This is a genomic window from Kluyvera georgiana ATCC 51603 (assembly GCF_001654985.1).
Taxonomy (GTDB): Bacteria; Pseudomonadota; Gammaproteobacteria; order Enterobacterales; family Enterobacteriaceae; genus Kluyvera; species Kluyvera georgiana.
The window spans coordinates 87,333-111,383 of the sequence record NZ_LXEU01000010.1; the positions used below are offsets into that span (position 1 = coordinate 87,333).

The window sequence follows — 24,051 nt, forward strand, 5'->3', positions numbered from 1 at the left end:
GGACTGGCCTATGGAAAGCAAACGCCTCGATAATGCCGCGCTGGCGGCAGGCATTAGCCCTGACTATATCAATGCGCACGGCAAGCCGCAGTCTATCGGCGCAGACACCAAGCGGCGCTTGCTTGACGCAATGCATCGTCCCGCGACCGATTCGGTCGCGGCGACGCCGATACCGAACGTGATGGTTCTGACGTACGGTAAGAAAATGGCGCTGCCGGTTTCCGGCAGCGGCGAGTTTAGCTGGATCCTCACCACCGAAGAGGGCCAGCAGCATCACGGCAAGGCGTCGGGCGGGAAAAATCTCAGCCTGCCGACGCGTTTGCCGGAGGGGTATCACTCCTTAACGCTGACTCAGGACGACCAGCGTTGGCACTGCCGGGTGATTATTGCGCCTGAACGCTGCTATGAACCACAGCCGCTGCAAGAGGCGAAAAAGCTGTGGGGCGCCTGCGTGCAGCTCTACACCCTGCGTTCGGAAAAGAACTGGGGCATCGGCGACTTCGGCGATCTGAAGGCGATGCTGCCGGAAGTGGCGAAGCGCGGCGGCGCGTTTATCGGCCTCAACCCGATTCACGCGCTTTATCCGGCTAACCCGGAGAGCGCGAGTCCGTACAGCCCGTCGTCGCGTCGCTGGATGAACGTTATCTATATCGACGTTAATGCGGTAGAGGACTTCAGGCTGAGCGAAGAGGCGCAGGCGTGGTGGAAACTGCCGGCGACTCAGCAGAAGCTGAAGGCCGCGCGTGACGTCGAGCAGGTGGACTACACCGCGGTCACCGAGCTGAAAATGATGGCCCTGCGTATGGCGTGGAAACGCTTTGCCAAACGTCACGATGAGCCGATGGCGGCTTTCCGTTACTTTGTTGATAAAGAGGGCGAGAGTCTGTACTGGCAGGCGGCGTTTGACGCGCTGCACGCCCATCAGGTGAAAGAAGATAAGCTACGCTGGGGCTGGCCGGCCTGGCCGAAGGCGTATCAGAATATCGACAGCCCGGAAGTACACGCATTTTGTCAAAAGCATGCTGACGAAGTCGATTTCTACCTTTGGTTACAGTGGCTGGCCTACACCCAGTTTGCCGAGTGCTGGGAAACCAGCCAGCGTGACGCCATGCCGATTGGCCTCTACCGCGATCTGGCGGTGGGGGTGGCCGAAGGCGGCTCCGAAACCTGGTGCGACCGTGAACTCTACTGCCTGAAGGCTTCCGTCGGCGCGCCGCCGGATATCCTCGGGCCGCTGGGGCAGAACTGGGGCCTGCCGCCGATGGATCCGCATATCATCGCCGCGCGTGCTTATGAACCGTTTATCGAACTGCTGCGCGCCAACATGAAAAACTGCGGCGCGCTGCGTATCGACCACGTGATGTCCGTGCTGCGCCTGTGGTGGATTCCGTACGGCGAAACCGCCGATCACGGTGCCTACGTGCAGTATCCGGTGGATGCGCTGCTGTCGATTCTGGCGCTGGAAAGTAAACGTCATCGCTGTATGGTCATTGGCGAAGATCTGGGGACGGTGCCGGTGGAAATCGTCGGTAAGCTGCGTAAGAGCGGCGTCTACTCGTACAAAGTGCTCTATTTTGAGAACGACAGTGAGAAGACGTTCCGTGCGCCGAAAGCCTATCCGGAGCAGTCAATGGCCGTCGCGACCACCCATGACCTGCCGACGCTGCGCGGTTACTGGGAAAGCGGCGATCTGACGCTGGGCAATGCGCTGGGTCTCTACCCGGACGCAGACGTACTGCGCGGGCTGTATCAGGATCGTGAACTGGCGAAGCAGGGGCTGCTGGACGCGCTGCATAAATACGGCGCGCTGCCTAAACGTGCGGGGCATAAGGCATCGCTGATGTCGATGACTTCAACCCTGAGCCGCGGCATGCAGCGCTATATCGCGGACAGCAATAGCGCGCTGCTGGGCCTACAGCCGGAAGACTGGCTGCAGATGTCCGCACCGGTCAATATTCCCGGTACCAGCTCTGAATACCCGAACTGGCGACGCAAGCTCTCCACTTCGCTGGAAGCGATGTTTGCTGACGACGGCGTGAACAAGCTGATTAAAGATTTAGACAAGCGCCGGAAAGCGGCGAGCAAGAAGAAGTAACTCATAACCCGGCCGAGCAACGCAACGCCGGGTTTTTTGTCGGCCGGATAAGGCAACGTCGCCATCCGGCGATGTGCGCCGTAATTGCCTGATGGCGCCACGCTTATCAAGCCTACCAATAAAAATGCCGGGCAAGCCCGGCATGTTGGTTTCTAAAGTGCGTGGCGTTACACCACCATCCCCAGCAGCAGACAACCGACCAGACCACAAACCGAGATAATGGTTTCCAGCATTGACCAGGACTTGATGGTCTCACCGATGGTCAGGTTGAAGTACTCTTTGAACAGCCAGAAGCCCGGATCGTTCACGTGAGAGAAGATAACGGAACCGGAACCTACCGCGATAACCATCAGCTCCGGGCTCACGCCGGTGGTGGCAATCAGCGGAGCGGCAATACCCCCCGCGGTGATGGCGGCAACGGTCGCGGAGCCTAGCGCAATACGCAGAACGGCAGCGATAGACCAGGCCATAAACAGCGGAGAAACGTTGGACTCGTGCATGATAGACGCGATGTACTTATCTACGCCGGAGTCGACCAGTACCTGCTTGAAGGCACCGCCGCCGCCGATGATCAGCAGCATCATGGCAATGATTTTAATGGAGGAGATCAGCGTATCGTTGATGTCGTCCATCGAACGGCCACGGTTCAGACCGAAGGTAAAGATAGCAATCAGCACGGCGATCAGCGTTGCCATCACCGGGTCACCGAAGAACTCAGCGGCAGGCAGCAGCGCGTGGCCTTTCGGCAGCACCATCTCAGCTACGGCGCGCAGCGCCATCAGGATAACCGGTACCAGAGAGGTCCAGACGCTCACGCCAAAGGACGGCATCTCTTCATCGGTGAAGGTTTTCGGGTTGTGCAGACCTTCCGGGATCGGCTTGTCGATGCTTTTCAGGCAGCGTGCGTAAACCGGGCCCGCCAGAATGACGGTCGGAATCGCCAGCAGGGTACCGTACAGCAGGGTTTTACCCATGTCTGCGTGGAAGATGGTCGCGATAGCGGTCGGACCCGGGTGCGGAGGCAGGAAGCCATGGGTTACCGAGAGCGCGGCAGCCATCGGCACACCGACGTACAGCAGCGGAATACGCGCGTTGGCGGCAATGGTGAAGACCAGCGGCAGCAGTAGCACGAAGCCCACTTCGTAGAACAGCGCGAAGCCGACGGTGAAACCGGTCAGTACGACCGCCCACTGAATGTACTTGCGGCCAAATTTGTCGATAAGCGTGGTGGCAATACGCTGCGCGCCGCCGCAGTCGGCCAGCATTTTGCCGAGCATGGCGCCAAAGCCCATAATCAGCGCCAGGCTGCCAAGTGTGCCGCCGACGCCGTTTTTAATCGACACGATCACTTTGTCCAGCGGCATGCCCTGCATTAAGCCGACGGCTAGCGCCACCAGCACCAGAGCGATAAACCCGTTCATTTTGAAACGGATCATCAGCAGTAATAAGAGGATAACCCCGATAGCTACGATGATTAATGGCATAACTTATCCAGCCTTTAATTTGTTATGGGTAACGTCACTGTTGTTGCGACAACTTCCAATTGTCCCTACAGAGGGAATAGGTACTGACTTCTTCACGCCACCGTCTGTTGTATGACTCAGACAAAGGATAGCTGGCTATTTATTTAACGCGGTGGTGTGTGCCGCAATGATACGGGTAACATGCGGAGGTTGAGAATAACCCCATGCATAGAAATGTGAAATCTGCGACGGTAGTCAAATAATTGGTAGGGTTATTGCCGTTTTTCGTGCAGCAATTTGCGAGGAATGTTGCGCGGTAACATGATGTCGTGGGAGTGGACGGTGCATCCCCGGGGTCGGCATAAACGACTCACCCGGGCTACAAACATGGGTAGCCCGGCCAAGCGAAGCGCCGCCGGGGATGAGCAGGGCGCTAACTTAGTAGTAAGAGTGCTCGCCGCGCTGGTGTTCGGTGAGATCGCGTACGCCTTTCAGGTCCGGGAACTCGGCCAGCAGCTGTTTTTCAATGCCGTCTTTCAGGGTGACATCGATCATTGAGCAACCGTTACAGCCGCCGCCAAATTGCAGAATGGCATAGCCATCTTCGGTGATTTCCATCAGCGACACGCGACCACCGTGGCCGGCGAGCTGCGGGTTAACCTGCGACTGCAGCATGTACTCTACGCGCTCCATTAGCGGGGCGTCGTCGGACACTTTACGCATTTTGGCATTCGGTGCCTTCAGCGTCAGCTGAGAGCCGAGCTGGTCGGTGACAAAATCAATTTCCGCATCTTCCAGATACGGAGCGCTCAGCTCGTCGACATAGGCGGTGAGCTGTTCAAATTTCAGGGCTGTATCACTTGCTTCCACCGCATCCGGCGGGCAGTAAGAAACGCCGCATTCTGCGTTAGGCGTACCAGGGTTAATCACAAATACGCGGATTTGTGTCCCTTCTTCCTGATTTTGCAGAAGTTTGGCAAAGTGCGCTTGCGCAGTATCGGAAATACGGATCATAGCTTTGACCTAATAGTTGACTACTTTAGTTGGTTATAATACGCCCATCGCTGGGGGTCTACAAGGTGCGGCACAGACACCATACCTGAACGCTCGCCGCGCCGTTTCGCAAAAGCAGGCGGGAAATTTCAGCCACGGTACTCCCCGTCGTGACCACATCATCCACAATCACCATATGGCGGTCGTGCACCGGTAATTCAAGCTGGAAAGCGTTTTTCAGGTTGTGCTTGCGCAACCGGGCGCTGAGCTGATGCTGGGTCGCCGTTGGGCGAATACGCGTGATGGCTCGGGGCTGATAATCGGCATGTAACCAGCGTGCCAGCGCACGACAGAGCAGTTCGCTTTGATTATAGCCTCGCCGCCAGTGACGGCGTTGCCACAACGGGACGCTGATGAGCTGAACGGGGGCGGGCAGGTCGGTACGTTGACGAACGGCCAGCAACAGCAGACGCGCCAGCGTGGAGGCCAGCTCTGCGTTACCGCTGAACTTGAAGCGGTGGATCAGTTGGCTGAGCGGAGGACGATAGTCGTTAATCGCCACCAGCCGCTGCCATGGCGGCGGTTTTTGCAGGCAGCGGCCGCAGGGGATGCTTTCGTTTTCAGCCGGCAGGCCGCACAGCGGACAATGACACTCTTGCGCAAACAGCGTTTTTGCGCAGCGCGAGCAGATGCCCCATGCGGGGAGCGCCAGCGGCATTTGGCATAGCCAGCACGCGCCGTGGACTGTTAGCATAATCCCTCCTTAAGCGAAGAAATGAGAACGATAGCTGATGAACGACATCTGGTGGCAAACCACGGGCGAAGGAAATTGTCATCTTGTGCTGCTGCACGGGTGGGGGCTGAATGCACAGGTCTGGGATTGCATTACGCCGGAATTGAGCGCGCATTTTACGCTGCATCTTGTTGACCTGCCGGGCTACGGACGTAGCGGTGAATGGGGCGCCATGACGCTGGAAGCGATGGCGGAGAAGGTGCTGGAAAATGCCCCTGAACGGGCCATCTGGCTGGGCTGGAGCCTGGGTGGGCTGGTGGCAAGCCAGATTGCGTTGAACCACCCGACGCGCGTGCAGGCACTGGTTACCGTGGCGTCGTCTCCTTGTTTTAGCGCGCGGGATGAGTGGCCGGGGATTAAGCCGGAAGTGCTCAGCGGCTTTCAGCAGCAGTTGAGCGAAGATTTTCAGCGTACCGTTGAACGCTTCCTGGCGTTGCAAACCTTAGGCACCGAAAGTGCCCGACAGGATGCCCGTGCGCTGAAACAGGCGGTGTTATCGCTGCCTATGCCGTCATCTGAGGCGCTCAACGGTGGCCTTGAGATCCTCAAAACCGCGGATTTACGCGAGCCGCTGACGGCGCTGGATTTACCGTTCCTGCGTCTGTATGGCCGACTTGATGGTCTGGTGCCGCGCAAGATTGTCCCGCAGTTGGATGCGCAGTGGCCGCAGAGCGAATCGTTCATCTTTGACAAAGCGGCCCATGCGCCGTTTATCTCTCATCCGCAGGCATTTTGCGCACCATTGGTGGCGTTGAAAAAGCAAATTGAGAAATAATTCTGTGCGGACGTGGTAAAAAAGATATTCATAGCAATACTTAAGCTGTTGCGGCAGGTGATTATTTCGCGCACCCGCGCACCCGCGCAGCGCAAATAACAACCCTAAGGAGAGTAAAGGCTATGAAATTTGTTACAGGTATTGTTGCATCTCTGGTGATTGGCTCCCTGTCGTTTGGTGCGTTTGCTGCTAAAGAGATCCAGAAAGAAGATGTTGCCAAGCTTAAGCTGACGAAAATCGGCAACATCACCACCTCGCGTACCACCTCGCCAATGGATGCGAAGCGCGATCTGTCGAAAAAGGCGGATGAGCTGGGTGGCAAGTATTATGTGATTATTGCGGGTGGGAAAAACGAAAAAACCGTCCACGGTAACGCGGACGTCTACAAATAAGTTTTGCCTTTTACTCCCGACGCTGCTGACAGCGTCGGGGATAACGTCTTAACGTAGTGCCCACCACTCACGCAGGCACGCTTTGCCTTCCGGGCAGCTTTTGCAGCTACCGCTCAGGCAACCCTCAGCGTCTTCCTGAATTTTCACCACTTTTCCCATCGCTTCTAAGCGGCTCAGCATGGCGTCAACTAACGCTTGCGGCGTATGCAGCTGGGCGCTGAGCTGTGAGGCTTCCATGCGTCCTTGCAGGGCCAGCGTGTCGCGTATTTCGATCAATGACGCCATCATCGCTCCTTAGTGGCAATCGCCAGCCGGGCTGGAGCAGCAGGAAGTCGGCGTTTTGCGCGACGCCAGCAGGGAGACATCCACCCGACTACGGGCGCGGCGCAGCAGACCCAGCACTACAATGTTAAACAGAATCACCGCCAGAATGCACACCAGGCTGTAGCGCGGATGCTGGCTGAAGCTGACCGTCTGGTAATAGAGCGTGGACAGCGAGTAGGCGATATTCAGCCCCCACAGGATGGAGAACGTCATCCAGCCACGGCTCGATTCACGGGCTATCGCCCCCATGACCGAGATGCACGGAATGTAGAGCAGTACGAAAATCAGGTAGCTGTACGCTGCCGCCGCGCTGCCGAATTTGCTGCCCATCACGCCCATTGCGCCGGTTTCCATCTCGCCATCGCCTTTGCTGGCTTCGATGGGGTTAGCCAGTACGCTTAGGCTGAAGGTGTCTTTCAGGCCTTGCCAGGTTTCATCGAGCGCGCCCAGCAGTTCATCGCCGAGATGGAATTCCTGCGGGTTGAACGCTTCGTTCTGGATGTCTTCGGCGGTGTAGAGGGTGTTCAGCGTCCCCACCACCACTTCTTTCGCCATCGCCCCGGTAAACAGGCCGACGGTGGCCTGCCAGTTATCTTCATGCACGCCAATCGGTTTAAACACCGGCGTAATCACGCGGCTGACAGAGGCCAGCGCCGAATCATTGATGTTGTCGACGATCTTGCCGCTGAACGAGAAGCTGTTCAGCGCGCTCAGGAAGATGCTGACGATCACGATAACTTTACCGGCGCGCAGCACGAAGCCTTTCAGGCGCTGCCAGGTCTGGATGAACAGGCTTTTGATGTGCGGTACGTGGTAGACCGGCAGTTCCATCACGAACGGCGAGGCTTCGCCGCGCATGATGGTGTATTTGAGCATCAGGCCGGTGAGGATGGCGATAACGATCCCCAGCACATAGAGCGAGAAGACGACCAGCGCGCCGCCCTGGCCGAAGAAGGCTGCGGCGAAGACCGCGAAGATAGCCAGACGCGCGCCGCAGGACATAAACGGCGCCATCATTATGGTCATCAGGCGCTCGCGCGGGGCATCCAGGGTACGGGCACCCATCACCGACGGCACGTTACAGCCGAAGCCGACGATCAGCGGCACAAAGGATTTCCCCGGCAGGCCGAGCGCCTGCATCAGGCGGTCCATGACGAAGGCGGCGCGGGCCATATAGCCGGAGTCCTCAAGGAACGAGAGGAACAGGTACATCATACCGATTTGCGGCACCAGCGGCAGAACGGTGTTGATACCACCACCAAGCCCCTGCGCCAGGAATACGGTCAGCCAGTCCGGGAAGTGCAGGGTATAGCCAATCCACTGAATACCGTGAATAAACAGCGCTACCGAGCCGCCGTCAAAGATGGGCTGTAAGGCGCCGCCGATGTTAATCGCCAGCAGGAACATCAGGTACATCACGAACAGAAAGACCGGCAGCCCCAGCACGCGGTTGAGGACGATTTTATCCAGCGCGGCGGTGAAGCGGCTTGGTTCGGCGGTCAGCGTATTGCTGACGGCGTCGCAGATAGCGGCGATGCTCTGATAGCGAGCGTCGGCGATATGCAGCGCCGGATCGTCCAGCTCTTCGCTCAGGTGCGCCAGCGCAATGTCCAGTTTATGCGCAGCATCGCCGGCGTAGGCGCTGCTGTAGATGTCGCCTTCCAGCATCTGCATACCCAGCCAAAGACGTTGGCGTTGCGGAATGTCTTGCGCCATCTCTTTGGCTAGATTATCGGCTTCGCGCAGCAGCGGCTGTGGATAGTGCACCAACTCCAGCTGCTGATTGCCCTTGTGGCGATCGATCGCCATTTTCAGCGCTTCAATGCCGCGAGCGCGGGTCGATACCAGCGGCACAACCGGGCAGCCGAGGCGAGCGGAAAGGGCGTCGACATCAATGCGAATCTGCTGTTTCTCGGCGATATCCAGCATGTTCAGTGCGACCACGCACGGAATGCCCAGTTCGAGCAGTTGCAGCGTCAGATAAAGGTTACGTTCCAGATTGGAGGCGTCGACCACGTTAATCAGCAGGTCGGCATCGCCGCTGAGAATGTAGTGGCAGGCGATTTGTTCATCCAGTGACGTTTGCGAGGATATGGTGGTCAGCGAGTAGGTGCCCGGCAGATCGACAAGAGTGACCTGATGATCGGTGGTGGCGAAAGATCCTTCTTTACGTTCAACCGTGACTCCCGCCCAGTTGCCTACGCGCTGGCGCGCGCCGGTTAGCTGATTAAATAAAGTTGTCTTGCCGGAATTAGGATTACCAATTAGACCGATGGTTAATTTTTTCATTTTTCAGACTCTTATTACCGGGCTGAAGTCATTACGCGACGGGTTCTAATTCGATTAGCGCGAGATCTTTTTTACGCAATACCAGGCTTACGCGACGAGTTTCAATATGGATAGGGTCGCCTAAGGGCGCAACGCGAACCACATGAAATGATGAGCCAGGCAGCATGCCCAGTGAGAGTAGTTTCTGCCGATAGGGTGGGCTAATTTCGCGGGAGAAACCAACAATCTTCCACGCAGTATCCGGTGTAAATTGCATAGAACCTACTTGTTTTATCGCTAGCTGGACGAGAGAGTGCCCGGAGGCAGCCGGGTGGCGGCATGGGCATCGTCAACGAATAAAGAATAAAATGCACTGCAAATGATGATAATGAGAATGGTTTTTATCATCAATACATAATATGCGCCTGGCGGGAGTTTTGCGCACTATTTGCACTTTTTTTGATATTCCTCAAGCAACTCAATGTAGCGAGAAATCAATTAACCGATATTTACATCGCTTAATGTTTAATTAAGGTTTCATTGGTTAATAAAATAAAACGTGACAAGGCTTATTATTAAAAACCGATCTGAAAGTCCTAATGGCTGGGCGAGCTATATATCCGGGAAGGAAAGGTAGGCCTGATAAGCGTAGCGCCATCAGGCACAATGCGAGCACGCAGTCGGATGGCGGCGTACACGCCTTATCCGGCCTACAAACGGATAAGGCGTTTATTGATTACCGTTTTTTACCCATTGCTGCGGCTAAGGCGTCCATCATGGCGCTGTTACCGGTAGGCTGAGCTTCACGACCGCGCGGCTTGGCCGCTTTCGCTGCTGGACGCCCGCCGTTTTGCGGACGGTCATTACCGCCGCCGCGACGGGCATTGGTTTCACCCGGCTGCTCATCCAGACGCATGGTCAGGGCGATACGCTTACGCTGCAAATCGACTTCCAGCACCTTCACCTTGACGATATCGCCCGCTTTCACCACGGTGTGTGGATCTTCGACGAATTTATCCGCCAGCGAGGAGATATGCACCAGGCCGTCCTGGTGCACGCCGATATCGACAAAGGCGCCAAAGTTGGTGACGTTGGTCACCGCGCCTTCGAGGATCATCCCCGGCAGCAGGTCGTTCATGGTTTCCACGCCATCGGCGAACTTCGCGGTTTTAAATTCCGGACGCGGGTCGCGGCCCGGTTTTTCCAGCTCTTTGATGATGTCGGTGACGGTCGGCACGCCGAAACGCTCGTCGGTAAACTCGGAGGCTTTCAGACCGCGGAGTTCGCTGCTGTTGCCCATCAGATCTTTCAGCGCCTGCTGAGTGGCCGCCAGAATGCGTTCAACCACCGGGTAGGCTTCCGGGTGCACGGTGGAAGCGTCCAGCGGGTTATCGCCGTGGTTAATGCGCAGGAAGCCCGCGCACTGCTCGAACGCTTTCGGCCCCAGACGACTTACCTTCAGCAACTGCTGTCGGTTCTGGAACTGGCCGTTCTCATCGCGCCAGGCGACGATGTTCTGCGCCATCATGCGCGTCAGGCCCGCGACGCGGGTCAGCAGCGGCACGGAGGCGGTGTTCAGATCCACGCCGACGGCGTTCACGCAGTCTTCGACGACCGCGTCCAGCTTACGCGCCAGCTGCGTCTGGCTGACGTCATGCTGATACTGGCCCACACCGATGGATTTCGGGTCGATTTTCACCAGCTCTGCCAGCGGATCCTGTAGACGACGGGCGATAGACACCGCGCCGCGCAGGGAAACGTCGAGATCCGGGAACTCCTGCGCCGCCAGTTCGGAGGCGGAATACACTGAAGCGCCGGCTTCGCTGACGATCACCTTCTGCGCGGTGACCTGTGGGAACTGTTTCTGCACATCGAGGAAGAAACGTTCGGTTTCGCGTGAGGCGGTACCGTTGCCGATAGCCACCAGCTCAACGTTGTGTTTTTCGCACAGCGCCGCGACGACAACCGCGGCTTTCGCCGCCTGCCCGGTGTGCGGGTAGATGGTATCCGTTGCCACCAGCTTGCCGGTGCCGTCAACCACCGCCACCTTCACGCCGGTACGCAGACCTGGGTCGAGGCCCATGGTCGCGCGCAGGCCAGCCGGCGCAGCCATCAGCAGATCGTGGAGGTTACGGGCGAAGACGTTAATGGCTTCATCTTCCGCGCGTTCGCGCACGGTGCCCATCAGCTCGGTTTCGAGGTGCATCAGCACCTTGATGCGCCAGGTCCAGCTCACCACGCCTTTGCGCCAGCTATCCGCCGGGGCGCTGTTCAGGCGCAGGCCGAGGTGGTCGATAATAATCTGTTCGCAGTGGCTCTCTTTCGGCGGTTCGTCGAACTGTGGATCGGCGTTGAGCGAGAGCTGCAGAATACCTTCATTGCGCCCGCGGAACATCGCCAGCGCGCGGTGGGAAGGGGTGGTGGAAATCGGTTCGTGATGGTCGAAGTAGTCGCGGAATTTCGCGCCTTCCTCTTCCTTACCGCTGACCACTTTGGCCACCAGATGGGCGTTCTTCCACAGGTAGTCACGTACTTTCGCCAGCAGGCCTGCGTCTTCGGCGAAGCGTTCCATCAGGATATAGCGCGCGCCGTCGAGGGCGGCTTTGGTGTCCGCCACGCCCTTATCGGCATCGATAAATTTCGCCGCCTCGGTTTCCGGGTCGTGAGACGGTTCGCTCCACAGCAGATCGGCCAGCGGCTCAAGACCCGCTTCAATGGCAATTTGCCCGCGGGTACGGCGCTTCTGTTTGTACGGTAAGTAGAGGTCTTCGAGTTCGGTTTTATTGAGCGTGCCGTTGATGGCTTTTTCCAGCGCGTCGGTGAGCTTACCCTGCTCACCGATGGATTTCAGAATGACCTGACGGCGGTCTTCCAGCTCACGCAAATACCCCAGGCGAGTTTCCAGATTACGCAGCTGCGTATCATCCAGCCCGCCGGTGATTTCCTTACGATAACGTGCGATAAACGGCACGGTGTTCCCTTCATCAAGCAGGCGAACGGCGGCTTCCACCTGTTCGGCTCTGGCCTGAAGTTCACCCGCAATAATGCGGCAGAGCGAATCATTCATCATGGCTTGGTTTCACTGTTAGGTCATAAAATCAGGGGACAGTTATACGGATTGACTGGCAAAAATGCCAGTCATCAGCGGGGGCTTCGGATTGTTCCGGCGTTATTTTACGTAATCGATCGCATTTACGTACCAGCTAGCTTCACCCGCTGGCGTGTTGACGACCGCGAGGTCGCCGACCTCTTTTTTTAATAGCGCGCGGGCCATCGGCGAGTCGATCGAAATGTAGTCCTTGCGGCCAAAAATCTCGTCGTAGCCGACAATGCGAAAACGCTTGGTATCGCCGTCGTCGTTTTCAATCTCCACCCACGCGCCAAAAAAGACTTTGCCTTCCTGCTGCGGCGAGTAATCGACGATACGCAGATTTTCCAGACACTTGGTTAAATAACGAACGCGGCGGTCAATCTCCCTTAAGCGTTTTTTATTATACTGGTAGTCAGCATTTTCACTGCGATCGCCAAGGCTCGCGGCCCAGGTCACTTTTTTGGTGACTTCCGGGCGCTCTTCGCGCCAGAGATAATCCATCTCTTGTTTGAGCTTTTCGTACCCTTCACGGGTGATCAACGGTGTTTTCATCTTAAGTGCTTACCTGGCTGCCGAGGAAATATTGCGCACAATACGTATTACGTGAGCATACCGACAGAATAAATAATGTGTATTAAGATTCATTGTATACTTAACTCGCTGTTAAATATGCTTTGTAACAATTTAGCCTGGAATTTATACCAGATTTAGCTGGTCGCAAGCGCAGGCTTTTTTGAGAATACATGCTGATTAATTGTTGCGAACCTTTGGGAGTAAAAACAATGCAAGAGAATTATAAGATTCTTGTTGTGGATGACGACATGCGCCTGCGCGCGTTACTGGAGCGTTATCTGACCGAGCAGGGTTTCCAGGTTCGAAGCGTGGCTAACGCCGAACAGATGGACAGATTGCTGACCCGTGAATCCTTCCATCTGATGGTGCTGGATCTCATGCTGCCGGGCGAAGATGGCCTCTCCATCTGCCGCCGCCTGCGCAGCCAAAGCAACCCGATGCCGATCATTATGGTGACGGCGAAAGGGGAAGAAGTTGACCGTATCGTGGGCCTCGAGATCGGCGCCGACGACTACATTCCGAAACCGTTCAACCCGCGTGAACTGCTGGCCCGTATTCGTGCGGTGCTGCGTCGTCAGGCGAACGAACTGCCGGGCGCGCCTTCTCAGGAAGAAGCGGTTATCGCCTTTGGTAAGTTCAAGCTGAACCTCGGCACCCGTGAGATGTTCCGTGAAGACGAGCCGATGCCGCTGACCAGCGGTGAGTTTGCGGTGCTGAAAGCGCTGGTGAGCCACCCGCGCGAGCCGCTGTCTCGTGACAAACTGATGAACCTGGCACGCGGCCGTGAATACTCGGCGATGGAACGTTCCATCGACGTGCAGATCTCCCGCTTACGCCGCATGGTGGAAGAAGATCCGGCGCATCCGCGCTATATTCAGACCGTATGGGGTCTGGGCTACGTGTTTGTCCCGGACGGCTCTAAAGCATGAGGCGACTGCGCTTCTCGCCACGAAGTTCATTTGCCCGCACGTTATTGCTGATTGTCACCTTGCTGTTCGTCAGCCTGGTGACCACCTATCTGGTGGTGTTGAATTTCGCGATTCTGCCAAGCCTGCAGCAGTTTAATAAAGTCTTAGCCTACGAAGTGCGTATGCTGATGACCGATAAACTGCAGCTGGAGGACGGCACGCAGCTGGTCGTGCCGCCGGCGTTTCGCCGCGAGATCTATCGCGAACTGGGCATTTCGCTCTATTCCGATGAAGCCGCAGAAGAGGCTGGCCTGCGCTGGGCGCAGCACTACGAGTTTTTGAGCCAGCAGATGGCTCAGCAGCTCGGCGGGCCGACCGAAGTGCGCGTTGAAGTCAATAAAAGCTCCCCGGTGGTCTGGTTGAAGACCTGGCTGTCGCCCAATATCTGGGTGCGCGTGCCGCTGACCGAGATCCATCAGGGAGACTTCTCCCCGCTGTTCCGTTACACCCTGGCGATTATGCTGCTGGCGATAGGCGGCGCATGGCTGTTTATCCGCATCCAGAACCGACCCCTGGTCGACCTGGAGCACGCGGCGCTTCAGGTCGGTAAAGGGATTATTCCGCCGCCGCTGCGCGAGTATGGCGCGTCGGAGGTGCGTTCGGTGACCCGGGCCTTTAACCATATGGCCGCTGGCGTGAAGCAGCTGTCGGATGACCGTACGCTGCTCATGGCGGGCGTCAGCCACGATCTGCGTACACCGCTCACGCGTATTCGTCTGGCAACCGAGATGATGGGCGAGCAGGACGGGTATCTGGCGGAATCAATCAATAAAGATATCGAAGAGTGCAACGCCATCATCGAGCAGTTTATTGATTACCTGCGTACCGGTCAGGAGATGCCGCTGGAGTTTATCGATCTCAACACCGTTCTCGGTGAGGTGATTGCAGCGGAAAGCGGCTACGAGCGTGAAATCGAAACCAATCTGTTGGATGGCGATATCCCGGTGCGTGTGCATCCGCTGTCCATCAAACGCGCGCTGGCGAATATGGTGGTGAACGCGGCCCGTTACGGTAACGGCTGGATTAAAGTCAGCAGCGGCCGTGAAGCGCATCGCGCCTGGTTCCAGGTGGAGGATGACGGTCCGGGTATTAAGCCCGAACAGCGCAAGCATCTGTTCCAGCCGTTTGTGCGTGGCGATAGCGCCCGTACCATCAGCGGCACCGGATTGGGGCTGGCGATTGTGCAGCGCATTATTGATAACCACAACGGGCTGCTGGAATTAGACACCAGCGAACGGGGCGGGCTGTTGATTCGCGCCTGGCTGCCGATACCGGCAGGTCAGATGCCATCGGGCAGCAAAGAAAGCTAAAAAAACCGCTGGGGAAAACCCCGGCGGTTTTTGTTTTGGCGCTTGAACGACCTGTAAGCCTGATAAGCGTAGCGCCATCAGGCTCGGTGCGGTTCGTTGCCGGATGGCGGCGTAAACGCCTTATCCGGCCTACACACGCTGAGTTACAGCTGCGGACCTGCGCTCACCAGCGCGGCGCCGGCAGGCGTATCGGTGTACTTCTCAAAGTTCTCTTTAAACAGCTTCGCCAGCGTTTCGGCCTTCTCCTGCCACTGCTCCGGCGAACCGTAGGTATTACGCGGATCGAGGATGTGGGTGTCGACGCCCGGCAGCGCGGTTGGGATCTGCAGGTTAAACATCGGCAGGGTGAAGGTTTCGGCGTTATCCAGCGAACCGTCGAGGATGGCATCAATGATGGCGCGCGTATTCTGGATGGAGATACGTTTGCCGGTGCCGTTCCAGCCGGTATTCACCAGGTAGGCCTGAGCGCCCGCCGCCTGCATGCGTTTCACCAGCACTTCTGCATACTGCGTTGGGTGCAGCGACAGGAACGCCGCGCCGAAACAGGCGGAGAAGGTTGGCGTCGGTTCGGTGACGCCGCGCTCGGTGCCCGCCAGCTTCGCGGTGAAGCCAGACAGGAAGTGGTACTGCGTCTGGTCGGCGGTGAGGCGCGAAACCGGCGGCAGTACGCCGAACGCATCGGCAGTCAGGAAGATAACTTTGGTCGCGTGGCCCGCTTTTGACACCGGCTTGACGATATTGTCGATGTGATAAATCGGGTAGGAAACGCGGGTGTTTTCGGTTTTTGAGCCGTCGTCGAAGTCGATACTGCCGTCTTCACGCACCACCACGTTTTCCAGCAGCGCGTCGCGGCGAATGGCGTGGTAGATATCCGGCTCAGCCGCTTCCGACAGCTTAATGGTTTTGGCGTAGCAGCCGCCTTCAAAGTTAAACACGCCGTCGTCATCCCAGCCGTGTTCGTCATCGCCAATCAGACGACGTTTCGGGTCGGTAGACAGGGTGGTTTTACCGGTGCCGGAGAGGCCGAAGAACACGGCCACATCGCCTTTCTCGCCGACGTTCGCGGAACAGTGCATGGACGCAATGCCCTGCAGCGGCAGCAGGTAGTTCATGATGGAGAACATACCTTTTTTCATTTCGCCGCCGTACCAGGTCCCGCCAATCAGCTGGATACGTTCCGTCAGGTTAAACGCGATGAAGTTTTCCGAGTTGAGACCCTGTTCTTTCCACTGCGGGTTGGTGCACTTCGCACCGTTCATAACGATAAAGTCAGGTTTAAACGTCTTCAGCTCTTCATCGGTTGGGCGAATAAACATGTTTTTGACGAAGTGCGCCTGCCAGGCCACCTCGGTGATAAAACGGACGGACAGACGGGTGTCTTCATTAGCGCCGCAGAAGGCGTCAATGATAAACAGACGTTTGCCGGACAGCTGTTCTGACACCAGGCCTTTCAGATGTTGCCAGATTTCAGGTGACAGAGGCTTATTGTCATTTTTTCCGTTGCCCTTATCAGACCACCACACGGTGTCGCGGGTTGTGTCATCGCGAACAATGTATTTGTCCTTCGGAGAACGGCCGGTAAAGATACCGGTGTCGACAGAAATTGCTCCCAGGTTCGTCAGTACACCACGCTCATAACCTTCCAGGTTAGGATCGAGTTCTTCTTGATACAATGTATCGTAATCGGGGTTGTAGACGATATCCTGTACGTCGTTAATACCATAAGCCTTGAGGTCCTGCGGGGTTATACCGTTGCGCATTTCACTGCTCCTTAGCCAATATGTACTACCATAAATTCTATGGGTATTTTAGGGGTGTTGACCGCGACCAGGCTCATAGATTTACGTATCCCGACAAACGTCTTACTTACGAAAACATTGTGACTCCTGTCACGAAGCGACAGGGATTATGACAGGAAACACCGCGTATTTGGCACGAATGTTCTTAAATGGTTACAAAATGGTTTAATTGACAGCATAAATGTGAATGTAATCGCATTTATGAAAGAAAATTACGTAATGCTTTCAGAACAAAAATCGATTCACCTCGTCTGTCGATACGGCGTATTTCGGTTCTGTTTCGTTCAATGAGATACTCTATTTACCCTATCCTGAAGCAGGGACACTGATATGGATACTGTGACACCGCTTTCCTCGCCAACCCGCTGGGGCATGGTGCTAACCGGCCTGGTACAAGGGTTGCTGTGCTACCTGCTGGTGACTGAGCTTATTCCTCACCCTGGTTGGTGGATATTTTATGGATTGCCCGGCAGCCTGGCATTATCTTCTGTGCTGCTGTTTAGCGTCATCTCGTTTCGCCAGCGCGCGCTGTGGGGCTGGCTGGCCGTTATTCTGGCGGTCGTCCTCGCCATGAGCGGATGGCTGAAAAGCAACCTCAACGGCGATGATTCATGGCGGCAGTACGATGCCCTGTTCCGTTATGGTTGGTGTTTACTGTTGATGGCGCTGATGATTTTGCCGTGGATACAGTTTCAGCTCCACCCCCATCCGGGGAGCTATCGCTATGTGCATTTCTATGACCAACAGTGGCAGAACGCGCTGACGCTGCTGCTGATTGGCGTCGCTAATGGTCTGGTCTGGCTCATCTTCCTGCTGTGGAGCGGGCTGTTTGAGCTGGCGAATATTACTTTCTTCTCTCACCTGTTCTTTGAGACGGAATGGTTTATTTACCTCGTTATTGGCCTGGTAACGGCGCTGACGGTGATTCTGGCGCGGCAGAACGTGCGGCTGGTGAGCGCCATTCATAAGCTGCTGACGCTGCTTGCTACTGGCCTGCTGCCGTTAGTTTCGCTGCTGGCGATTCTGTTCCTCGTGACGTTGGCGTTTACCGGGCTGACGGTGATTTCGCAGCGCGTGTCCGCCGCGCTGCTGCTGATCACCTTAGCGCTGAGTCAGCTGTTGCTGACGGCGATGGTTTGGCAGCCGCAGCAATCGCGATTGAGCTATCCACGGCCGCTGCGCTATCTCATCATTACGGCGATGGTGCTTACGCCGGTGTATGCGGCGATTGCCGGTTGGGCGCTGTGGATGAGAATCGGGCAGTACGGCTGGACGGCGGAGCGCCTGCACGGCACGCTGGTGGTGGTGGTCTTGCTGGTCTGGTCGCTGGGCTATGTGCTGAGTCTGCTGCGCCGCCGGGAAGATCCTTCGCCGCAGATGGGCAAGGTGCATCTGGCGGTGTCGCTGCTGGCGCTGGCGCTATTGATACTGCTTTATACGCCACTACTCGATAGCGGACGCATTAGCGTCAATAGCCATATGGCGCGCTACCATCAAGGTAAAATTAACGCCGATCAGGTCAGCCTGTATATGCTGTCCCACAGCGGTAAGCCGGGGCGTGAAGCGCTGCTGATGCTGCAAAAAGACCCGCAATTTATCCAGGATGCTAAACGTCAGCGCGAGCTGAAGAGGCTGCTTAACGGCGATCGTAGTCCGCTGGAAAAAATGACCTCGCCGATGCTGGAGAACAACGTCGTTGTGGCACCGGGCAGCCTGGTGCCGGATGCGGCGCTGTGGGCAGCTATTATTGAACGGCGCTATCTGGTGGAATCCTGTAGCGAGGTCGATAGCTGCGTACTGGTCAGCCAGGATCTGAACGGCGACGGTAACGCAGAGCAGGTGCTGTATGCGTTTGGCGATCGTACCGTGCTGGTGTTTAGCCAGGGCGTGGGGCGGTGGGAGTTTAAGGCCAGCGCAACGCTGCCTGCCGGAGTGAATAAAGAGAAACTGTTGCGTGCGGTCGCCGAGGGCAAGGTCGGGGCGAAGCCGAAGGCGTGGCAGGATATGACGCTGGGAGATGAAACGGTGGTGCTGGAGTATCGGCGCTAGGCGTTTGGCTGGGCTACGCGAAATGTTGCCCAGCCAAACGTTGCGCCGCCGGGTAGGCGGCAGAATTAATGCACCTGCGGGTCCGCCGGAGAGGCGTTATTGCGGATCTCAGAGATATCCATCGCGTTAAACACGTAGTGGCTACCACAGTAGTCGCAGTGCATATCGATCTCGCCTTCTTCTTCCAGAATGCTGTTGATCTCTTCATCCGGCAGCGTTTTCAGCGCACCGGCGCAGCGTTCGCGAGAACAGGTGCACTTAAACTCGACGCCCTGCGGATCGTACAGCATCACCTCTTCTTCGTGGTACAGACGCCACAGCACATCGTTGGCCGGCAGCGTGAACAGCTCTTCGGCTTTAATCGTGTCGGTCAGCGCCGCCAGATGGTCGAAGTCTTCCGGCTGGGCATTCTGCGCGGGCATCACCTGCAGTAACATCCCACCCGCGGCCGGTTTACCCTCAGACTCACCGGTACGGATAATAAGACGGGTAGGCAGCTGTTCGGAACGCTGGAAGTAATCTTCGAGGCATGCCGCCAGCGTATCGCCTTCCAGACCGACTACGCCCTGATAACGTTCACCCTCGGCTGGGGTAATGGTAATGACCAGATAGCCGTTGCCGATCAGTGTTTTCAGATCGGCATCTTCTGGAATCTCACCCTGCACACGGGCCACGCCGCGCAGCTGCTGGTGGTTGTTACCGTTGATCACCGCCAGCGTCATCGGGCCATCGCCCTGCAGCTGAACGGTGATATCACCTTCAAACTTCAGCGTCGCGGTCAGCAGGCTGGTGGCAACCAGCAGCTCCGACAGCACGTTTTTCACCGGCTGCGGGTAGTTGTGGCCTGCCAGAATCTGTTCGAGCGTTTCGGATACGGTGACCAGTTCGCCACGTACGGCATAGTTTTCAAACAGATAGCGATGTAATTGATCGTGTTGAGTCATAATTTTCTCTCTTGGGGTGGCAGTTATTCACTGTCGCCGTATTTAAATCTCATCAGGTCGCGCCGCTCTTTTTTATCCGGCCGTCTGTCCGGATGCGGCATGGTCAGCGCATTCAGCTTGCGCGCCAGGGCAACTTTTTCGCGCTTTTCGATACTTTCTGCCGTCTCTTCATATAGCGCGACGGCCTCCGTCGCCGGGCGGCGCTGCTCGGTAATGGCTTTCACCACCACGGTGCGTTCGTCATTTCCCTGACGTAGCGTCAATTGTGCGTTCAGTTCGACAACTTTACTGGGCTTGGAACGCTGCCCGTTATAGTGAACTTTACCGCCTTCAATCATCTCGCGTGCCAGGGCGCGGGTCTTATAAAAACGCGCGGCCCAGAGCCACTTATCCAGCCTGACGCCGTCAGTGGGCTTCTCTTTCATGGTCACTCCTTCACGTGCAGTGAGGGGATCAGACGACGGTAATCGTTAAGTGCGGGATGACGTAGATACGCTTTTTCCGCCATGCCCGAATCGGGGTTAGTGACGCCGAGGCAATAGCGAATCCCAAAGCGTGCGGCGGCATCCAGAATCGCTTCGCTATCGTCGATGAACAGCGTACGTTCGGCTTCCAGTCCCGTCTTTTCCGCCACGGCCTGCCATAACCGCTGATCCTCTTTCGGATAACCAAATGTATGGGTGGAAAGTAATAAATCAAGGTGTGCGTCGAGACCCGTGTGTTCCAGCTTCACCGCAAGGTTGTGCGGATGCGCGTTGGTCAGCAGGATACGGCGTTTGCCGCTGGCCTTCAGCGCATCCAGGAAGGGGACGGTATCATCGCGCAGCACCGCGCGCGGCCCCTGCTCGCTGGTCATCGAGCAGATATCCAGACCCAGCCGCTCGCTCCAGTAGTCCAGACAGTACCAGTTTAGCGTATGTTGCACCGCGTGGTATTCCTGGCGGATGGCTTCCCGAGCCGCCTGCAGGCTGATGCCATGCTTTGTGCTGTAGGTTTCCGGCACCAGTTTTTGCCAGAAATAACTGTCGAAGGCGAGGTCGAGGAGCGTGCCGTCCATGTCCAGAAGTACGGTATCAACCTCTTGCCAGGCGATGTCGAAATGCATGCTGAGTCTCCAGACGGAAGAAATGCGCGACAGAGTAACATAACTCCGTCGCGACTTGTGAGGCGGCTAGTGGGTCGGGAAATCGGACTTAAAGTCATCCGGTGATGAAAGCAGAACCGGGTTGATGCAGCTTTCATAGTATTTCTGAATTTCGGCCAGACGTTCCCGATGGCGATGATAGCGGCGCAGCGCCTGAATGCCGTTGTAAATTGTGCAGATAATCATCGCCAGCATCAGCAGCGTGGTGGCCAGATAGTGCCACAGCCCGCTGCTGTCCGGCATACGGTGCAGGTTGATATGCTGGGTACCGTTGGCGTCGGTATAGAGATTCGTCACGATGCCTTCGGCGTGGAACGGGGTATGCATCAGCATACCCGCCAGACGCTGGAACTCGTTCCACTGCTCGCGTGCTGGATAGTCATACAGGCTGGTGGTTGGGTACGGCTGGGTCACAAAGTCGCTACCTTCATCGCTGGTAATGAGGAAGCCACCCGGTGCCGGGCTATTGAGCGCCTGCGCCGCGCGTGCGGTTTCGCGCAGGATAAACGGCGCGGTGGAGGTTTCTACCAGATTATCCAGCGATTCGGCGCTGACCGGGCGCAGGAGGACGTTAACGCCGTCGAGCTTGCCGGAGTTGGCGCGCTTAACGAGCGCATCCCAGTCGCGGGTGTTGCCAAGGTTGACCAGAGCATTCTTCAGCCGCACGCAGTCGTCGGCGGCTGAACACAGATCTTTCGTTTTCAGCACAATATCGGCAAAGTCATCCAGCAGGACCATCCCGGATTTCTGAATGGCAGAGCGCAGCGCTGCGCTGACACGAGAGTCATCGTCCGCAGAAGGATGCAGCTGACGATTGACCGCTTGCACCAACGCCGTGGCTTTGCTGACGGTTTCGGATTCTGGCAGCGGCAGACGCGGCGCGTCGTTCCAGATAATCTGTGAACAGTCAAACGGCAGGAACGGCGAGCTTTCCTGCGCCGTCCAGGTGCCCGGTGAGTGAATATTACACATCCCGATGCCGCTCAGATGCAGCGTGTCGCCTACGCGTACGCCGACCTGCGCTAACTGGCGAACGTCTTTGGCTTCTACGGTTTGGGCGCCTTTCAGCCATGAAATCGTAAACTTAAACGGCATATTCAGCGGCACGCTCACCCACATCATGACCACCACCAGCAACGCGCCGCCGGCAATGACTGCGCTGCGCAACCAGTGCTGAAGCGGGAAGTTTTTGACTTCATCATGCAGCGAGAGGAAACGCCCTTGACGGACCACGTGCCGGTCAAGGTAGATATCAATATCCGTTTTCTGCCCCAGATCCTGCGCGACAAAAGGCTGCCAGTGACGCGGATAGATGAGGTCGATAATGCCGAGCGAGATGTTGTTGATCTGTTCCTGATCGTTTTCACCAAACAGGCCCCAACGCTTAGGGGTGCCGCGCAGGCAGTGGATCTCGCGCAGAGAGGTCTTGGTGGGGGGAGCAAAGAGTCCCCATAGCCCGCCAGCGAGCAGCAGCAGCGCTCCGCCCAGCACCCACGGGGTAAATACCGCAGGAGCAATCAGGCTGCAATAAAATAGCAAAAACGCCGAGGCAATCAGCAGCGCCTCGCGCAGCCCGTCGGGGCGGCTGAGCGCGTGTTCTTCATGGGTTTCCTGGCGAATGTTGAGCAGTTCAATTTGTTCGCTTTCTTCGCCGCGAATGGAGGCTTGCGTCGAGGTGGTCGACTCCAGCGCGAAATTCTGGCTCTCTTGCGAGTAGGATTTGAGTGAATGGCCGTTGAGCCCGATGACCAGCGGCATATCGTCGGTGACGATAAGCTCAATGCTGTTTTCATCGTTAATATGCTGTTCCCAGAACGGCGGCAGGTGCACTTCCACGGAGTCGAGGAAATAGCGCCATTTATTCGGATCGTCGGTCGTAATGCCATAGCGCGTGATGGAGCGGGTCAGCGTGAACACGGTGCCGCTTTGCGCGTTGAGGGTTAGCGCCGTTGGCGCGATCGTCGAGCCGGACGCCGGAACCTGCAAATCGCGGTTCAGATCGCCCAGATAGTTTTCAACGCCCTGGCGCTCTTCGTCGGTCAGTTTTCGCGTGGTTGCGCCAGGAAAAAGGTGCAGCCACGGTAATTGAAGGCGTTTTGTCCTTTTACGAAAGAGCCAACCGACCAGCACGGCGCAGATCAGTATCGCTACGGTAAAGATCATCAATGTGCCCATGCTTTTCCCATCATACTTTTTCTTAGAGGTCTCTTGAGTCGCCCGCTTTTCTTATTAACCATCGGCACGTATTACAGAGGTACTATAAAGAGTTTATAGACTCTCGCAAAACGTAAGCATAACAAACCCATCCTCTGACGAGTATCAGTAAATTCTCAATTGCAATTCAAGCTCTTGACATTTATCCAGAAATGAGAGATGGGTTGATAAAGGTTACAATGATGTAAATAAAACGCTTTATACATTGCCGGAACCTCATCGCTATCGCACAATGATAAAAGTCACCACTGCAAAGATCCGGCCCAATGAGCAAATCATTACAGAAACCTACCATCCTTCATGTTGAAACCGTGGCGCAATCTCGCCTGTTTAATGTGGAAAGCGTTGACCTGGAATTCAGCAACGGCGTTCGTCGCGTTTATGAACGTATGAAACCGTCCTCACGTGAAGCGGTAATGATTGTGCCGATTGTCGACGACCACATTATTCTGATTCGTGAATATGCCGTCGGCACCGAATCCTATGAGCTGGGCTTTTCCAAAGGGCTCATTGACCCGGGCGAAACGGTGATGCAGGCGGCAAACCGCGAGCTGAAAGAAGAGGTGGGTTTTGGCGCGCATGAACTGACGTTCCTGAAAAAGCTGAGCATGGCACCGTCCTACTTCTCCAGCAAAATGAACATCGTGGTGGCGGAAAATTTGTACCCGGAATCGCTGCCGGGCGATGAGCCGGAGCCGCTGCCGCAGGTGCGCTGGCCGCTGGCTAACCTGATGGATTTGCTCGACGATCCAGACTTTAACGAGGCGCGTAACGTCAGCGCGCTGTTCCTGTTGCGCGAATGGCTAAAAGCTCAGGGCCGATTGTCATAAAAAAGGCGCCAGCGGCGCCTTTTTTA

General features: G+C 56.6%; 20 protein-coding genes. 7 read left to right on the plus strand and 13 right to left on the minus strand.

The features are described 5' to 3' along the window. Window positions 1-10 precede the first annotated feature (10 nt). Window positions 11-2,095, plus strand: coding sequence for a 4-alpha-glucanotransferase (malQ, locus tag M989_RS02225; protein ID WP_064541448.1), 2,085 nt, complete (start codon window positions 11-13; stop codon window positions 2,093-2,095). 167 nt (window positions 2,096-2,262) lie between these two features. Here malQ and gntT read toward each other — a convergent pair whose 3' ends face one another. From gntT to gntX, 3 genes are all read right to left on the minus strand, one after another. Beyond that, window positions 2,263-3,579 carry a gluconate transporter gene (gene gntT / locus M989_RS02230; protein ID WP_064541451.1) on the minus strand — a complete coding sequence of 439 codons (1,317 nt, stop codon included), beginning with the start codon at window positions 3,577-3,579 and terminating at the stop codon, window positions 2,263-2,265. 417 nt (window positions 3,580-3,996) lie between these two features. Beyond that, window positions 3,997-4,572 carry a Fe-S biogenesis protein NfuA gene (nfuA, locus tag M989_RS02235; RefSeq protein WP_064541454.1) on the minus strand — a complete coding sequence of 192 codons (576 nt, stop codon included), beginning with the start codon at window positions 4,570-4,572 and terminating at the stop codon, window positions 3,997-3,999. 58 nt (window positions 4,573-4,630) lie between these two features. Continuing rightward, the gene (gntX, locus tag M989_RS02240) at window positions 4,631-5,305 is read right to left on the minus strand and encodes a DNA utilization protein GntX (RefSeq protein WP_074398713.1); all 675 of its coding nucleotides are present in this window, start codon (window positions 5,303-5,305) and stop codon (window positions 4,631-4,633) included. Between the two features lie 37 nt (window positions 5,306-5,342). Here gntX and bioH point away from each other — a divergent pair, with 37 nt between their 5' ends. Then, a complete protein-coding gene (bioH, locus tag M989_RS02245) occupies window positions 5,343-6,119 on the plus strand; it encodes a pimeloyl-ACP methyl ester esterase BioH (protein ID WP_064541460.1) in 777 nt (258 codons plus the stop codon). Window positions 6,120-6,241: 122 nt separating this feature from the next. Next, window positions 6,242-6,511, plus strand: coding sequence for a YdgH/BhsA/McbA-like domain containing protein (locus M989_RS02250; protein ID WP_064541463.1), 270 nt, complete (start codon window positions 6,242-6,244; stop codon window positions 6,509-6,511). A gap of 48 nt (window positions 6,512-6,559) precedes the next feature. Here the strand turns inward: M989_RS02250 and feoC are convergent, their stop codons facing one another. From feoC to greB, 5 genes are all read right to left on the minus strand, one after another. After that, a complete protein-coding gene (feoC, locus tag M989_RS02255) occupies window positions 6,560-6,796 on the minus strand; it encodes a [Fe-S]-dependent transcriptional repressor FeoC (protein ID WP_064541466.1) in 237 nt (78 codons plus the stop codon). A 9-nt stretch (window positions 6,797-6,805) separates the two neighbouring features. Beyond that, on the minus strand, window positions 6,806-9,124 hold the full coding sequence (gene feoB / locus M989_RS02260) for a Fe(2+) transporter permease subunit FeoB (RefSeq protein WP_064541470.1): 2,319 nt from the start codon (window positions 9,122-9,124) through the stop codon (window positions 6,806-6,808). Window positions 9,125-9,155: 31 nt separating this feature from the next. Beyond that, window positions 9,156-9,380 (minus strand): ferrous iron transporter A, encoded by a 225-nt coding sequence (gene feoA, locus M989_RS24265; RefSeq protein WP_074398714.1) that lies wholly within the window; start codon window positions 9,378-9,380, stop codon window positions 9,156-9,158. A 459-nt stretch (window positions 9,381-9,839) separates the two neighbouring features. Next, window positions 9,840-12,173, minus strand: a complete 2,334-nt coding sequence (locus tag M989_RS02265) for a Tex family protein (protein WP_064541473.1) — start codon at window positions 12,171-12,173, stop codon at window positions 9,840-9,842. Window positions 12,174-12,272: 99 nt separating this feature from the next. After that, window positions 12,273-12,746 carry a transcription elongation factor GreB gene (gene greB / locus M989_RS02270; RefSeq protein WP_064541476.1) on the minus strand — a complete coding sequence of 158 codons (474 nt, stop codon included), beginning with the start codon at window positions 12,744-12,746 and terminating at the stop codon, window positions 12,273-12,275. A gap of 230 nt (window positions 12,747-12,976) precedes the next feature. Between greB and ompR the strand changes: the two genes are divergently transcribed. Continuing rightward, entirely contained in the window at window positions 12,977-13,696 is a 720-nt protein-coding gene (ompR, locus tag M989_RS02275; RefSeq protein WP_001157751.1) for an osmolarity response regulator transcription factor OmpR, read from the plus strand. Beyond that, complete coding sequence (envZ, locus tag M989_RS02280; RefSeq protein ID WP_064541479.1) at window positions 13,693-15,045, plus strand: two-component system sensor histidine kinase EnvZ; 1,353 nt, start codon at window positions 13,693-13,695, stop codon at window positions 15,043-15,045. Before ompR ends, envZ begins: the two co-directional genes overlap by 4 nt. Window positions 15,046-15,188: 143 nt before the next feature. On the opposite strand, the gene pckA is transcribed toward envZ, so the two are convergent. Further along, a complete protein-coding gene (gene pckA, locus M989_RS02285) occupies window positions 15,189-16,805 on the minus strand; it encodes a phosphoenolpyruvate carboxykinase (ATP) (protein WP_064541482.1) in 1,617 nt (538 codons plus the stop codon). A gap of 369 nt (window positions 16,806-17,174) precedes the next feature. Here pckA and M989_RS02290 point away from each other — a divergent pair, with 369 nt between their 5' ends. Continuing rightward, window positions 17,175-18,893 (plus strand): DUF4153 domain-containing protein, encoded by a 1,719-nt coding sequence (locus M989_RS02290; protein WP_064541483.1) that lies wholly within the window; start codon window positions 17,175-17,177, stop codon window positions 18,891-18,893. Between the two features lie 65 nt (window positions 18,894-18,958). Here M989_RS02290 and hslO read toward each other — a convergent pair whose 3' ends face one another. The 4 genes from hslO to M989_RS02310 form a co-directional block, all read right to left on the minus strand. Beyond that, entirely contained in the window at window positions 18,959-19,837 is an 879-nt protein-coding gene (gene hslO / locus M989_RS02295) for an Hsp33 family molecular chaperone HslO (protein WP_064541486.1), read from the minus strand. Window positions 19,838-19,860: 23 nt separating this feature from the next. Next, window positions 19,861-20,262 carry a ribosome-associated heat shock protein Hsp15 gene (gene hslR / locus M989_RS02300; RefSeq protein ID WP_064541489.1) on the minus strand — a complete coding sequence of 134 codons (402 nt, stop codon included), beginning with the start codon at window positions 20,260-20,262 and terminating at the stop codon, window positions 19,861-19,863. Window positions 20,263-20,264: 2 nt separating this feature from the next. Further along, on the minus strand, window positions 20,265-20,942 hold the full coding sequence (yrfG, locus tag M989_RS02305; RefSeq protein ID WP_064541492.1) for a GMP/IMP nucleotidase: 678 nt from the start codon (window positions 20,940-20,942) through the stop codon (window positions 20,265-20,267). 66 nt (window positions 20,943-21,008) lie between these two features. After that, a complete protein-coding gene (locus tag M989_RS02310; protein ID WP_064541495.1) occupies window positions 21,009-23,156 on the minus strand; it encodes an intracellular growth attenuator family protein in 2,148 nt (715 codons plus the stop codon). 305 nt (window positions 23,157-23,461) lie between these two features. Between M989_RS02310 and nudE the strand changes: the two genes are divergently transcribed. Then, a complete protein-coding gene (nudE, locus tag M989_RS02315; protein ID WP_064541497.1) occupies window positions 23,462-24,025 on the plus strand; it encodes an ADP compounds hydrolase NudE in 564 nt (187 codons plus the stop codon). The last annotated feature ends 26 nt before the right edge of the window (window positions 24,026-24,051 follow it).

Bases quoted from the DNA above. Each gene is read 5' to 3' on its own strand.
- greB (WP_064541476.1), bottom strand. From the start codon at position 12,746: ATGAAAACACCGTTGATCACCCGTGAAGGGTACGAAAAGCTCAAACAA.
- feoB (WP_064541470.1), bottom strand. From the start codon at position 9,124: ATGAAAAAATTAACCATCGGTCTAATTGGTAATCCTAATTCCGGCAAG.
- M989_RS02265 (WP_064541473.1), bottom strand. From the start codon at position 12,173: ATGATGAATGATTCGCTCTGCCGCATTATTGCGGGTGAACTTCAGGCC.
- M989_RS02250 (WP_064541463.1), top strand. From the start codon at position 6,242: ATGAAATTTGTTACAGGTATTGTTGCATCTCTGGTGATTGGCTCCCTG.
- nfuA (WP_064541454.1), bottom strand. From the start codon at position 4,572: ATGATCCGTATTTCCGATACTGCGCAAGCGCACTTTGCCAAACTTCTG.
- nudE (WP_064541497.1), top strand. From the start codon at position 23,462: ATGAGCAAATCATTACAGAAACCTACCATCCTTCATGTTGAAACCGTG.
- pckA (WP_064541482.1), bottom strand. From the start codon at position 16,805: ATGCGCAACGGTATAACCCCGCAGGACCTCAAGGCTTATGGTATTAAC.
- envZ (WP_064541479.1), top strand. From the start codon at position 13,693: ATGAGGCGACTGCGCTTCTCGCCACGAAGTTCATTTGCCCGCACGTTA.
- gntX (WP_074398713.1), bottom strand. From the start codon at position 5,305: ATGCTAACAGTCCACGGCGCGTGCTGGCTATGCCAAATGCCGCTGGCG.
- hslR (WP_064541489.1), bottom strand. From the start codon at position 20,262: ATGAAAGAGAAGCCCACTGACGGCGTCAGGCTGGATAAGTGGCTCTGG.
- bioH (WP_064541460.1), top strand. From the start codon at position 5,343: ATGAACGACATCTGGTGGCAAACCACGGGCGAAGGAAATTGTCATCTT.
- M989_RS02310 (WP_064541495.1), bottom strand. From the start codon at position 23,156: ATGGGCACATTGATGATCTTTACCGTAGCGATACTGATCTGCGCCGTG.
- feoC (WP_064541466.1), bottom strand. From the start codon at position 6,796: ATGGCGTCATTGATCGAAATACGCGACACGCTGGCCCTGCAAGGACGC.
- M989_RS02290 (WP_064541483.1), top strand. From the start codon at position 17,175: ATGGATACTGTGACACCGCTTTCCTCGCCAACCCGCTGGGGCATGGTG.
- feoA (WP_074398714.1), bottom strand. From the start codon at position 9,380: ATGCAATTTACACCGGATACTGCGTGGAAGATTGTTGGTTTCTCCCGC.
- malQ (WP_064541448.1), top strand. From the start codon at position 11: ATGGAAAGCAAACGCCTCGATAATGCCGCGCTGGCGGCAGGCATTAGC.
- gntT (WP_064541451.1), bottom strand. From the start codon at position 3,579: ATGCCATTAATCATCGTAGCTATCGGGGTTATCCTCTTATTACTGCTG.
- hslO (WP_064541486.1), bottom strand. From the start codon at position 19,837: ATGACTCAACACGATCAATTACATCGCTATCTGTTTGAAAACTATGCC.
- yrfG (WP_064541492.1), bottom strand. From the start codon at position 20,942: ATGCATTTCGACATCGCCTGGCAAGAGGTTGATACCGTACTTCTGGAC.
- ompR (WP_001157751.1), top strand. From the start codon at position 12,977: ATGCAAGAGAATTATAAGATTCTTGTTGTGGATGACGACATGCGCCTG.